The organism is Cupriavidus necator (assembly GCF_040578825.1).
GTDB classification, from domain to species: Bacteria; Pseudomonadota; Gammaproteobacteria; order Burkholderiales; family Burkholderiaceae; genus Cupriavidus; species Cupriavidus necator_E.
In genome coordinates this window covers 54133-68422 of sequence record NZ_JBEFLI010000013.1, presented here as the reverse complement: position 1 = coordinate 68422, position 14290 = coordinate 54133, and the positions used below count along the sequence as shown (strand labels likewise).

General features: G+C 68.2%; 3 protein-coding genes. 2 read left to right on the top strand and 1 reads right to left on the bottom strand.

Annotated features, from left to right (window positions below; genetic code table 11):
• The gene (locus AB1I47_RS09370; RefSeq protein WP_354683469.1) at positions 1 to 804 is read left to right on the top strand and encodes a putative hydro-lyase; all 804 of its coding nucleotides are present in this window, start codon (positions 1 to 3) and stop codon (positions 802 to 804) included.
• A gap of 183 nt (positions 805 to 987) precedes the next feature.
• A complete protein-coding gene (locus AB1I47_RS09365) occupies positions 988 to 11655 on the top strand; it encodes an LWXIA domain-containing protein (RefSeq protein WP_354683468.1) in 10668 nt (3555 codons plus the stop codon).
• Positions 11656 to 11863: 208 nt separating this feature from the next.
• On the opposite strand, the gene AB1I47_RS09360 is transcribed toward AB1I47_RS09365, so the two are convergent.
• Entirely contained in the window at positions 11864 to 14014 is a 2151-nt protein-coding gene (locus AB1I47_RS09360) for a phosphocholine-specific phospholipase C (RefSeq protein ID WP_354683467.1), read from the bottom strand.
• Positions 14015 to 14290 lie beyond the last annotated feature (276 nt).

Below are 14290 nucleotides of genomic sequence, written 5' to 3'. Positions count from 1 at the left end.
ATGAACCAGCCGCTCCAGCACGCCGCCACGCTCCTGCCCGAAGATCCCGCCGCACTGCGCCAACTGATCCGCGAAGGCCGCTACCGCGGCCATACCAGCGGCCTGGCGCGCGGCCACGTGCAGGCCAATATCGTGATCCTGACCCGCGACTGGGCCTATGACTTCCTGCAGTTCTGCGCGCTCAACCGCAAGGCCTGCCCGCTGATCGACGTGACCGATCCCGGCGATCCCGTATTCCGCAACCTGGGCCGCGACGTCGATATCCGCACCGATGTGCCGATGTACCGCGTCTATCGCAACGGCAATGCCTATCACGAGACCCCCAGCATCACCGAACTGTGGCGCGACGACTTCGTCGCCTTTGCCATCGGCTGCTCGTTCTCGTTCGAGCAGGCGCTGCTGGCGGCCAATGTGCCGCTCAAGCACATCAACCTGGGCCGCAACGTGGCGATGTTCCGCACCGCGATCGAAACGCGCCCGGCGGGCCGGCTGTCGGGGAAGCTGGTGGTGTCGATGCGCCCGCTGAAGGCCGCCGACGCGATCCTGGCCACCCAGATCACCGCACGCTATCCCGACGTGCATGGCGCGCCGGTGCATATCGGCGATCCCTCGCTGATCGGCATCGACGATATCGAAGCGCCCGACTATGGCGATGCGGTGCCCATCGATGCCGGTGAAATCCCGGTGTTCTGGGCCTGCGGCGTGACGCCCCAGGCCGTGATCCGCGAGGCGCGCCCCGAGATCTGCATCACCCACGCGCCCGGCTGCATGCTGGTGACCGACCTCGACAACAACCGCCTGTAGGCGCCACCGGGCACTGCGCCGCCGGGTCCTACGAATTCCCATAGTTTGCTTGTTGCGCCGCCGCGCGCAGAATCGGGCGGCATGATGGCCGTGGTGCGTCCGCGCGTGCGCGGAGGCTTTGCCACCGCCCAGGCAACCGACTGACATGCCGGCAGGCGCCGGCGTCCCCTGGAGACTCGCGTCATGCTGGATTTCATGGATGCCATCCGGGCTGCCGCGCGCGCGGCAGCCGAAGCCGCGGCCCGCGCCGCCGCCGAAGCCGCGCGCGAAGCCGCCGAGCGCGCCGCCCGTGAAGCCGCCGAACGCGCGCAGCGCGCGGCGGAAGCGCGCGAACAGCAGCGCCAGCAGGACACGCAGAATAACCAGCAAACGCAGCAGGCCCAGCAGGCGCAGCAGACCAAACCGGCTGACCAGGCGGCCAGCACCGACAAGCCCCAGGCCGTCACCGCCGCGCCGGCCCTCTATACGACCAACACCACCGGCGCGCAGGCGCCCAAGGTGACGCAGGTCGACGCCCCCGCCCCGGATCCCGCCGAGCAAGCGCGCAACAAGAAGGCGACCGACGCGAAGGACGTGACCGACCGCTGGCAGAAGGAAGCCAAGGGCGCCTACGACAAGGTGGTCGACGATCTGAACGGCCGCGCCATGACCGAGAAGGACTGGCAGCCGCTCAGCCTGAAGTACGGCAACGTGATGGGCGGCGTGCAGAACGAACTGCGCGTGGCCGCCAACAACGCCGCGGCCACCGGCAAGGACGTCAATGCCGCCGTCGAGGCCAAGGCCGACGAGATCAGCAAGCGCTATGACGACCCCAATGTCAGGCTGAACCTGGACGACACCAAGAAGCACTTCCTGAAGACCGAGAACACGCAGCAGGCGCGCGACACGCAAGGCGCGCGCTTTAACGTGGTGCTGGCGCAGGAGAAGGAAGACAAGGCTAACGCCAAGGTCAGCGAAGCACAGGCCGCCTACCTGAAGATCCCGTCCGGCGTGCGCAACGCCGAGCCCACGGCGGACGATGAGCTGGTCGCGGCCCGCAGTGCCCAGACCACGGCGCAGCAGGAGCGCGTCAAGGCCGGGGAGACCTTCCTCGACACGATGCAGAAGGAAATCGACACGCTCGCGGCCAACGGCTACAAGAAGGATGCCGACAAGAGCCTGGGGGACGTGCGCAACGCCCCGCACGACCGCAGCATCTCGATGGCCGACCGCTCGTACGACATCACGCAGGCCAACAGCAAGGTCACGGATGCCGACGCGCAGGTCAAGGCGGCAAATTCAGGGCACGGCGTCAAGGTGCCCGACGAATTCCGTCAGCAGGCGGTCAATGACCTCAAGGAGCGCTACGGCACCGACGGCGGCATGGACAAGCTGATCGACCGCGTCGACCTGCGCGGCCGCATGGCCGGCGAGATGGCGCACCTGACGCCGGCCAACGATTTCGAGCGCGACCTGGCGAAGCACGACCCCACCACGCTGGCGATGGCGCAGGTGCAGGGGCTGACGCTGGATCCCAAGGCCAAGACCGATCCCAACTCGGCCACGCCGCGCGACCTGCCGCAGGCCGAACGCGACCTGATGGAGCACAACCCCGCCGGCTACGTCATGGTCAAGTCGCTGGGCGCGGACAGCCTGATACCGGATGCCAACCTGCCGGCGAACGATCCGGTCAAGGCGCAATACGACAAGGGCGTCGCGCAGAAAGGCCTGCTCGGCTACACCGTGGAGCAGCTCAAGGCGCGCAGCGAAGACCCGAAGCTCAGCCAGGACGAGCGCGACAAGGCCGCCAATGGCCTGAACCGGATGCTCGGCTTCATGGAAGGCTCCACGCCGCTGCGCGTGGATGCCATGACCAGGGGCATCGACCAGAAGCTCGACAGCGGCGACGTGACCGGTGCGCTGCAGATCCGCAAGGCCGGCGCCGATGCCGCGCAGACGCCCGAGGAGCGCCAGCGCTACGTCGATGTGCACAACGACCGCTTCAGCAGCGACCTGTTCAAGGGGCAGATCGAAGCGTCGATGGACAAGGACCTGAAGAACAAGACCCACGACGACGAGGGCCGGCCCATCATCGGGCAGGAGCAGATGTATGCCGACAAGGTCGGCGTTTACATGCAGGAAGTGGCGCCGCACCTGATCGAGGAGGACGCCAATACGTTGCTCGATACGGTCAAGTCCGAGTACAGCAACGACTGGACCGGGCGCAACAACAGCCAGTCCCCGGGCTACAACGACTGGGACGACTTCTACCATGGCCTGTCCGCGGTGGTGGACGTCGCCGATGCCGGCTACTACGCGGGCAACCGGGACGCCAAGCCTGGCACGGGCTCTGCCGCCACCAGCACGGCAAGCTGGCTGACCGATCGCGACAACGACGTCAGCATGCTGATGATGATGAACCAGGGCGGCTCGTCGCGCCAGGGGCGCATCTATGGCGGGGCCGAGGACGCCGCCGCGAAAGGCCACATCGGGCTGTCGGCGGCGTTCGAGCAGTCGCTGAAGTCCGCCAAGGACGCACCGGTCATGTCCGACGTGTACCTGCGCAATGCGGTGCAGCGCGGCAGCGAGGACTATGCCAAGACCGATGAAGCCAAGGAAGCCAACCAGCGCTTCGAGCTCGACAAGGACGAGATCCTGCGCCAGACCTTCGACAGCCTGGCGATGCGCAAGGAAGACCTGAGCGCGTCGTCGTCGGATGACAAGAAGCTTGACCAGGCCATCAAGCTGGGCGCGCCGCAGGGCGACGCCAACGCGATCAAGGAACAGATCGCCGAGGATGCCAAGCCCGGCACCATGGTCAAGGCCATCCCCATGTACGTGACCGGGCCGGGCGGCGTGCCGTACCAGACCGCGGTGTTCGAGTTCCAGGGCAAGGACGGCAAGACGCTGTGGGTGGACGACCAGGGCTCGGTCTACGGCAAGGAAGACCTGGACGCGAAGCGCGACTTCCAGGAGAACAACCTGCTGGCCGACAACGGCACCATCTACTTTGCCGACAACCTGGAGCTGGGCAGCGACGGCCATGCCAGCTATGCCTCGATGGACGCGCATATCGTCACCACCAGCGAGAAGGTGTGGGGCTGGGTCAACCTCGGCGTGGCCGCGGTGGGCGCGGTTGCGGGCGGGGTGCTGATGGTGGCCTCGGGCGGCACGCTGACGCCGCTGGTGGCCACTGCCTGGGTCGGCATGGTGGGCAGCATGGGCTATGGCATCGGCACCTCGTGGGCCGAGCTCGACAACATCGCCGACCATGGCCGTTCGATCAACCCGTTCAACAGCCAGGAGGCGATGTCGCAGTGGCTGAACGTGGCCGGCTCGCTGGCCGGCATGGGCGGCATGGGCCTGGCAAAGAGCGGCGCGCTGGCGATGAACGCCGGCACCCGGCTGGCGGGCAGCACCAACCCGATCCGGCAAATGGCCGGCGGCATGCTGACGCGCAGCGCGAGCCAGTACGGCAATGCCAGCCGCGTGCTCAACGGCGTGGGCTTTACCATCGGCGGCGTGCAGACGGCACAGCAGGCGGCGATGTTCGCCGAGCATGGCGGCGAGATGAGCCTGTCGGAGAAGCTGCAGAATGGCGCGATGCTGCTGATGGGCGCCACGCAGATGCTGCCGATGGCGATCCAGAAGCGCATCGGCGAGTCGGTGCGCGACGGCTACCAGACCATGCGCGGGCGTGGCGTCTCCACCGGCGATGCAGGAGGCTTTGGCGGTCCGGGGCGCGGCGTGGCGCCGGACGCGCTGGGGTCGTTCCGCGAGGGCGATGCTGCCACCACGCGGCCCGCCACGCGCCGCAGCGTGCCAGGACACGACGCCGACGGCCAGCCGCTTGCGCGCACCGATGCCGACGGCCATTCCGGCCGCTCCGGCACGCATGCCGACGGTGAGACGGCGCCCGGCGTTTCCCGGCCCGCGACGCCGGAAAGCACCTCCACCAGCGGCCGCCCGGTCACTGACGCCACCACCAATCCCGCGCGCGACCTCCGCACGCCGCAGCGGCTGACGCCGTGGCAATCGGTCAAGCTCAGCACCGCCGCCGCATTCGACATGGCGGCCACGCGCGGCTCGATCATGCAGGATCGGATGATCCAGGGGATGATGGACCGCGCCATCAACCGGGCGATGGAGCGCTACATGGCCGATTCCGCGGCGCGCACGCAGGCCGGCGAAAACCGGCGCTCTGACGTGCCGGTGCCGGCCTCGCGCCGCCGCCAGAACGGCAACAACATCGCGCTGGCGCGCGCGCCGCGCCGGCCCCATGACGACGGCGACGGCGGCGTGCAGCGCGCCACCATCAGCCACGGCCCTGCTGCGCTGGCGCATGCCGCCGACGCGCCCGACGCGGTGTCGCGCATGGCGCTGAAGCAAAACGCGATCTCGCCGCTGGACAACGTGCTGTGGATCGACGGCCGCATGGAGAACATCGGCGTGCCGTACGGAGCCGAGATGGCGGCGCGCGCGCTGGCGCACCTGGATTCGGTGATGATCGTCACCGGCCCGCTGACCGCGCACGGCCGCGCCGAGACCAACGGCCCGGTGGGCGCCGCGACGCTGGGCGCGTACCTGGCGTCGCTCGGCAAGGAAGTGGTCTACGTCACCGACCGCGCGCATGCGCGCGCACTGCGCAAGATGCTGCGCCAGGACCTGAACCAGCCCGACGCACGGGTGGAGACGTTCTCAGCCAGGGACTTTGCCAGCGCGGGGCAGCAGTCGCGCGCGCTGCTGGCCATGCACAAGCCGCAGGCGGTGGTGGCGGTGGAAGTGGCCGGGCGCAACACCAACAACCAGTACCGGCTGCAGAACGGCGAGCAGGTGCATGGCAACGCCATGCTCGACCAGTTGCTGATCGACGCCAACGACATGGCCGACATGGTCACCATCGCCGTCGGCGACCATGGCAACGAGGCCGGCATGCGCGCCGCGCGCGACCGCATCCTGCGCGATATGGCGGTGGAAGACCAGCTTGCCGATATCTGGTCCGCCGTCGGCGCCGACCACCTGGTCACCGGCATGAACTCCAACCTGGCGGCGCAGGCGATCGGCTTTGGCGTGCAGCGCGCGCTGGGCCACCAGCAAGGCATGCCGGACGCGAACAAAGTGGGCGCATTGCTCGACACCATGGCGCGCAACAAGGCGCGCGACGGCGTCACGCTGGAGGTGGGAGCCACCAGCGTGCGCGGCTACGACAAGACCGTGCAGAAGGGCGTGTACGAGCTGCTGCAGAAGGCGGCCGAAAGCCTGCCCGACGGGCTCGACATGGCGACGCTGTTCGAAGGCATCCAGCGCCGCTTCCTGCCGGAGGGCATCGAGCCGGCCGACTTCGGCATCAAGGTGCAGGACGACGCCATCGTCATCACCGCGTTCGATTCCAGCAACGGCGGCCTGCTGGCCGCGCAGAACATCGCGCGCCATGTCTATGCGATGACCGGCAAGGCGGTGCAGGTGGTGGCCTTCACCGACCACGCCGCCGGCACCTACGGCGGGCGCGAGCGCCCCGACCTGGTAGAGAAGGTCCACGCGGGCGTGGTAGCGGCGCAGAAGGCCAAGGGTGCGGTCGACCTGTTCGCCTGCAACACCGCCTGCACCGCCTTCCCCGATGCGCTGGTGGGCACGCACCAGGCCAAGGTGGTCGACCTGATCATGCAGACCGCGCCCAAGATCGTCACCGAAGGCGGTGCGCGGCCGGTGATCGTGGCGACGCCTGGCACCGTGAACCTGCACGCCTACCTGCAGGCCGTCAGCGAGGCCAGCGGCGGCCGCGTGACCGTCGAAGAGATCGCCGCGGTGGAATGGGCCGACGCGGTCAACAACCTGATGCACATGGCCGAAGGCCCGCAGCTCGACAAGCTGCGCCAGCTCGTGGCCAAGTACATCAACCCGCAGCGCATCCCGGAAGACGCCACCTCGCTGTGGTTCTGCTGCACCCATTACCCGGCGCTGGAGACGGTGGTGCGCCAGCAGCTCGACGCCATGGGGCGCAGCGACGTCGAGCTGATCGACCCGATGCAGTACCAGGCGCGCAAGGGCGTGGAGATGCTGGTCGAGCAGGGGCTGATCGATCGCGCCGACGTGCGGGCGCAGCCGCTGGACCCGTCAAGCGTGCCCGACGACAAGACCCTGCCGACCATGGTCTTCACCACCGGGCAGCCGTCCAAGGTGTCGGGGCTGGCGCATGCGATGGGGCGCCGGCCGGATATCCGCGTGTTCAAGACCGAGTTTGGCGAGGCGGCCGACGTGTCGGCTGCGCTGGCGCTGGTCGACGGCGGGCGCTGGATGACCCCGATCGACCGCATCAGTTTCAACTACATCGGCCGCGGCCTGCCGGACTTCTACATGCCGGGCGGCGCGGATCGCGCGGCCAGTTCGCTGGAGAGCGCCAACAACGTGATGCTGGTGACCGGCTTCTCGGTCGACAAGGGCATGCCGGAGACCGACGGGCCGCCGGGGACGGCGGAACTGGGCCGCGCGCTGCGTCTGCGCGGCAAGCAGGTGACCTATGTGGTGGACTCGGCCAACAAGCCGATCCTGGAAGGCATCCTGCGCGAGATGGGCGAGCCCGTCGACAATATCCGCGTGTTCGACGCGCCCATCGACAGCGCAGCTGAGCCCGCGCAGGCGCTGCTGCGGGAAATCAATCCGGACCGCGTGATGGCGATCGAGCTGCCGTCGCGCAGCGCGCGCGGAACCAAGCACAATATGCGCGGCATCGGCATCGATGCGTTCAATCCGGCGCTGGACCAGATCATCATCGAAGCCAACGCCATGAAGGACGTCGAGACGCTGGGCATCGGCGACGGCGGCAACGAGGCCGGCATGGGCGGCGTGACCGGCCTGATTCCGCTGGCGAAGGACGGCAGCAATATCGCCGCGGTGGTGCCGGTGGACCATGTGGTGACCGCCAGCGTGTCGAACTGGGCCGCCTATGCGGTCTCGGCGCTTCTGCTGCGCCGGGGCAATATGCTGGAGCATTTCCAGAGCCCCGAGGAACTGGGCCGCGTGCTGCAGGCGGCGGCCGATGCGGGGGCCGTCGATGGCGTCTCGCGCGAGCAGGTGGCGACGGTCGATGGCTTCTCGACCGAAGTCCACCAGGCCGTGATCGCGCTGTATGCGCGTGCCGCCGGCGGCAACCCTCCGGGCGGCCCGGGCGCGGCGCGCTCGCCGCTGCCGGGAGGCCCCGGCGTGGCGCGCACGCCGGTGGCGGAGGCTGCCGAAGCGATGGTGTCGCACGGCGGGAAGTTGCCGTCAGGCAAGCGCACCACGGGCGATGGCGAGCATGGCGGCCAGACGGCCCGTGCGGTGCCTGCGGCGGCCAGGCCCGCGATCCGCGACGGCAACTGGTCGGTGCGCGACGGCGCGCCGGGCCGCTCGGCGATCGAAGCCACCATCGATGGCATCCATGAATCCGGCGGGCGGCTGGCCGGCGTGCACTACGTGGTGATGCATGGCGACGGGCTGTCCGTGCCGATGCGCGGCGGCCTGCCGGAATCGTCATACACGTCGCTGCAGCAGGCGATGCGCGACATCGCCCCGGCGCTGGAGGCGGGCGGCAACTACCGCATCGCCATCGTTTCGCAGCGCGCGGCCGCACGGCATGGCAGCGTCGACGCGCGCAGCGTGGTCGGCACCATGCCGCTGTCGCTGCACGGGCACAAGCCGCAGGCTGGGCGCGTGGAGCTGAATCCCGGCTACCACGGCGATATCCGCGCGGCCTTGCCCGACGATTTCCGCGCAGGCATGCCGCTGGTGCGCCAGCAGGATGGCCGCCGCATCGACCTGCTGCAGCAGCTCGAACAGTTCCCGCGCGGGCGCGCCGACCTGGACCTGGCGCAGGAGGCGGGGCAGAAGACCTTTGGCGATGAAGCCGTGGCGGTATCGGTGCCGCAGATCCCGGGGCACTTCACGGTGCGTGCGGAAGGACTGTTCGGCGGCATCGAGATGCAGGCCGGCGGCAACGGCCAGTCGCGCGTGATCGATGCGCAGGCGGTGATCGACCGCATCCGCGCGCATCTGGACTACCAGGAAGGCATGCCGGTGGTGCTGTACGGCTGCTACGGGCAGGATGGCGTGGAGTCGCTGGTGCAGCAACTGGCCACCGGCCTGAACACGCGCGTCTATGGCGCCGACGGCCGGCTGGATGTGGATGCGTTCCGCGCCCCGGGCAGCGACCTGGCGTATGGTGCGCGGCTGCGCGTGGCCGGCGACCCGTCCACCATGGCAAAGTCGGGCGCACCGGTACACGTGCAGGACGCCGGCCGCATGCGCGGCGCGATGCCGGCATTGCCGATCGTGGCGGTGACCAGCGGCGGCAAGCCGGTGCGCCAGCACAGTGGCAAGACCGTCGGCGATCCCGTGCCAGCATCGTGGCACAACACCAAAGGGCGCTGGGCCGACGTGGCGGTGGGCGAGCCGACGGTGCGCGTCAATGCTCCCGAGGACCATCTCGTGGTGGTTGGCGCTGTACACCCCGCGGGCGGCTTGCGCGGCGACGATGGTACGGGCCTGGGCGCCCATGAGCTGGCGCTGCAGCTCGCGCATGATTGGGAACCTGGCCAGCCGATCGTGCTGGCGCTCGATGGTGCGCACGGGCCGCAGGGGCGTGTGCTGGCCCAGCAGGTCGCGGACGTGACGGGTGCCGAAGTGCTGGTGCCGGAGTTCGCGCTGCAGCGCGGCGCCTATCCGGACAACCCGGCAAAAAGCCAGATCGACCTGGCGCAGCCGGGCCGCTGGCGCCGGCTGACGCCGCAGCCCGATCCGTATGCGAACCACAGCTTCAAGATCGACAACCACGGCAATGTGTTCCTGCGCCGGCCCGACGGCACGCGCGAGCGCGTGGCACTGGAAGCCTACCTGGGGCCGCGGCTCGGCAGTGGCGGCGCCAAGACCGTATTCGCGCTGGGCAAGGACCTTGCGGTCGGTATCGCCAATGAGGCATGGTTGGGCGACATGGTGCACATCGAGCGCATGGCGATGAGGCAGGCCGGCGAGCACGGACTGAACGCCGTGCGCACATACGGGCCGCCATCGTTCGAGGTGTTCGGCCGCCCGGCCATCGGCTATGAGCGCTATGCCGCCAGCAGCAAGGACCTGTTCGACGGCGCCGGCACGTTGCGCCCCGAACTGGCCGGGCTGTTGAACGGCAAGTCGCGGCAGGACCTGGAGGCCTTTGCCGGCAGCATGGAGGCCGGCAAGCTTTACCTGGGCGATATGGAACTGGCGCTGTTCCCGGACGGCGCGGTCAAGGTGGCCGACCTGACCCATATCGAGGCTGGCTCCGGCAAATGGCGGGGCAGCGCCGTGCACGGCATGATCGGCGGCATGTTGCAGGCCGCGCGCGCCAACGAAGCCGTGCAGCGCCAGTCCGGTGCCCCGGACGACGGCGTGGCGCGTGCCACCGTGGCGCACGGTGGCGGCAATGCACCGCCCCCGGGCAGCAATGGTCCGCGGCCATGGAAGCTGCGCACGGCGCTGACGATGTCGGCCGCCGGCACCTTTGCCGCGGCCTCCGGCGCGGCGGCGTTCTCGGCGCAGACCGGCGCCAACGTGGTGCTGACCAGCGCCGGCTGCTTTATCTATCGCGGCAGCGTGGCAATGGCGCGCACCGTGCATGCCAACAAGGTGATCCGGCGCGCTGGCACCCACACGCCTGCCGATATCGCCTGGCTGCGCCGTACGCTGACGGAGAAGCCGGGCACCGCGGTGTGGGGCATCAACGAAACCAACCAGAAGAAGTTCTCCGAGGCCCTCGACAAGCTCAACGACTACGCGCACAACCCCGACAAGAAGAACCTGCCGGAGGCCGCCGACAAGATCCGCGAGGCGCAGGGCGTGCTGGCTACGGTCGGCGCGTCGATCCTGACGCCGGACACCCCCGCGGGGCGGGTCAACGACACGCTGCAGCTCACCACGCTTGCCGTCAACAACGGCAATACCATGCTGTGGTTCGGCGAGCACGGCGTCACGCAGCTTGGCGAACCGCTGACCTACAGCAGCGCGGTCTTTCTGGCGGCCAACTCGGTGCTGAGCACGGTCAATTTTGCCGCGCGCGCGGGCTACCACACCGGGCTGGCGCAGCCCGCGCTGCTGAGCGCGCGGCTGCGCAAGTTCGTGATGAACGCGTATTCGGTCGGCGCGGTGCCGCTGGCGGTTGCCGACATGGTCCATACCGGTGGCGTGGTGGGGGCGATCGAGGCTGGCAGCCTGGCGGTATTCGGCATCGGCGCGCATTTGCAATCGCGCAATGAACAGAAGCTGATCAACGCCGAGAAGAACCGGCTGGCAAAGCAAGCCGATCCCAATGCGGTGGACAAGCCCGTCACGCCGTGGCTGGCACAGAAGTGGGAATTCTTTGGCCGTGCCATGCCTAAAGGGCTGGTGCTGCTGGGCGGCGGGGTGATCGTCAACTTCGGCGCCAAGATCCTGACGGAAGTGCTGAAGGACGAGGACAAGCGCAAGGACGCGCCACAGCCAACGCCCGCCACCCAGCCGACGGTACCGCCGCGCGACGATGTCACGCCGCCGAAGGAGCCACCGAAGGAGCCACCGAAGGAGCCACCGAAGGAACCACCGAAGGAACCACCGAGGGAGCGCCCGGCGCACCCGCCTACGGTGCGCGTGCAGCCTTACAGCGCAGGCAACGCCGCCAACTCCACGCTGTGGGGCATCGCCGGTGCCAACCTGGATACGCTGCTGTCGGACGAGCAGAAAACGCAGGCACAGGCCGAGGCGATGACGCAGGACCAACAGGTGGGCAACTTTGCGTTAAGGGAGCTGATCAACCTGAATCCGCGTTATCGGCTGGCGAATAACCCTGATCATCTTGAGCCGGGGTGGGAGCTGGATGTGACGCGGTGATTTGGAGAGCTGCGTTGGCTGGGGCTTCCGCGATGTGACGTGCGTCGCTAATGCCAGCGCCTGACTTCGTCGACACGCCGGCCCTCACCCCAACCCTCTCCCGCAAGCGGGAGAGGGAGCACCCAAACGGTGAGTCAAAAACCGGCGGCTGCGCGGCATCATCATCCCGGGTTGAGGGCAACGCTGGCCCTCTTCTAAGCGCCGCCGATCATACGGCGGGCGTCGCCATGGCCGGATCGCTGACGCTGTCCTTGCCGGTTTCGAGGCGGCCGGCAAAGCGCCGCAGGTAGCTCGCGTCGTCCGCGCGCACGACGCTGAAGTCATACCAGCGCGCGCTCCGTTCCAGCGACCAGCGCTCTTCCACGACCTCGCCACCCGGGGGTACGGTCAGCGTCCACGGGCCATCGTTCCGGTACGCGTTGGCCTTTACCGTCACGGTGCACGCGGCGTTGCCTTGGTTGCGCATATGCAGGTATAACTGGCCGTTCTTCGGGTCATAGCAGACCTGGCACTCCGGCAGCGCGCCGCTGGCAGCCGCGGTGCCGGTGAAATGCCGGACGAAGCCGTTCGGCCCGAGCACCCACAAGTCGTACTTGCCGTTGTCCGCGACCACGTCCCACGCGTCGGACAAGGTCTTGTCCGCTTCCACGGTGTAGCGGCGCGGGATGCGGTCCAGGTGCAGCCTGTCGTAGACATGGAACACCGCGCCCTGCATGCCGCTGTTGGCGAACAGCAGCGTCACGCTGCGGCCCCCACTGTCGACGCGCGCACTGGTGTGCAGCTCGTAGGGCAGCGCGCGCGAGAAGCGGGTGCCGGCTTCCTGGAACAACGGCTGCGGCGTGGCGGGCGGCGTCGGCGCCGGCATGGTCTTCTGCTGGGCTTCGATGATCGCGTAGTCGCTGGTGTCGGGCAGTGCCGGGAACTTCGGGTCGTTAGGCGTGGCGAAGTCGAAGGCCGAGGTGAGGTCGCCGCAGACCGCGCGGTGCCAGGGGCTGATGGCGGGAATGGTGATGCCGAAGCGCTGTTCGAGGAACAGCCCCACCGACGAATGATCGAACGTCTGCGAATTGACCCAGCCGCCCTTGCTCCATGGCGATACCACGTACATCGGCACGCGCGGTCCCAGCCCCCACGGGCGCACGTTGCCGCTGATGGTGTCTTCGGGATGCAGGTACTTGCGCGCCGGGTCTGAGAAGTACTCGCCTGCCAGCGGCAGCGTCGACTTGCCCGCGAGCGTGCCGTCGAGGTTGTAGGAGGGAACGGCCGGCGGCGGCAGGTGATCGAACAGCCCGTCGTTCTCGTCGAAGGTCTGGAAGAACACCGTCTTGCTCCAGACGTCCGGGTTCGACGTGAGTGCGTTCAGCACCTGGGCCGTGAAGTTGCCGCCGTGCTGCGGACTGGAAGGCGCGCCCGGGTGTTCCGACTGTAGCTTGGTCGGCAGCACCCACACCACTTCGGGCAGCGTGCCGTTCATCACGTCGCGCTGCAGGTCCTCGATGGTCCACAGGCTCATGCCTTCCTTGTACAGCGGCGACTCCGGCTGCGCCGTGCGGAACGAATCGAAGGCCAGGCCACCGTGCATCGCGCCAGTCCAGTTGTCGTTCGGATTCTGGTAGATGCGCCAGCGGATGCCGGCCTTTTGCAGGACATCGGGAATCGTCGGCCAACGGAAGGACGAGCCGGCATAGGTGTAGCCCGGCGTCGGCAGCGCGCCCGTGATCCAGCAGCGCAGGTTGTTCGGCTCGCCGTCCGTATCGGTGCAGTTGATGCCTTGCGCGCGCAGCTCGGGATTGAAGTTGGAGCCCGAGAAGAAGACGATGCGGTTGGGATCCGTGCCGGTGGTGATGGAGCAGTGGTAGGCGTCGCAGATGGTGAAGGCTTCGGCCAGCGCGAACTGGAAGGGGATGTCGTCGCGCTTGTAATAGCCCATCGAGTAGGGCTTCTTGTACTTGGGCCACATGCCGAACTTGCCCTGGTTCCAGGCTGCCTGCGCATCCGAGAACGCGTGCGGCGTACTCGGGACCAGCAGTGCGTTCATGGTCTGCTTGTCCAGGTGAAAGGGCGGAATCTCCTTGGTGCCATCCGACTGGTACCACACCGGTTTGCCGCTTTCGAGCGGGATCGGGAAGCGGTCGCCGAAGCCTCGCACGCCCTTCATCGTGCCGAAGTAGTGATTGAAGGCACGGTTTTCCTGCATCAGGATGACGATGTGCTTGACGTCCTTGATGGTGCCCGTCTCTACGGCGGCGGGCACGGCGAGCGCGCGGCGGATGCTCGGCGGCAGCACCGTGAGCGCGGCGGCGGCACCCATGGCCTGGGTGGCGGTGCGGAGGAAATTGCGTCTGTCGTTAGATTGCATGTGGATGACCTGTGGGCGATGGCGTGGGGAGGAGATCAACAGAGGCTCAAGGGGCGCAGCGCAGCGTGTCCGCGGGCTTTTTCTGCTCGTTCGCTTGTGCCGATGAAAGTTGCTGTGACGTTGCCGTGGAGGCGGAGTCTTCTCCGCCGCCGCAGCCGGCTAGCGCCGAGCTCAGTACAACGCCAGCCAGTACAGCGAGACATCTCGTTCGCAGGGTGTTCATGGAGGTTCCGTGTCGCGTGGTGGGGGATGGGGCAACACGGATGCTAGAAGACC

Coding starts and splice junctions, on each gene's coding strand:
- AB1I47_RS09365 (WP_354683468.1), top strand. CDS start 988: ATGCTGGATTTCATGGATGCCATCCGGGCTGCCGCGCGCGCGGCAGCC.
- AB1I47_RS09360 (WP_354683467.1), bottom strand. CDS start 14,014: ATGCAATCTAACGACAGACGCAATTTCCTCCGCACCGCCACCCAGGCC.
- AB1I47_RS09370 (WP_354683469.1), top strand. CDS start 1: ATGAACCAGCCGCTCCAGCACGCCGCCACGCTCCTGCCCGAAGATCCC.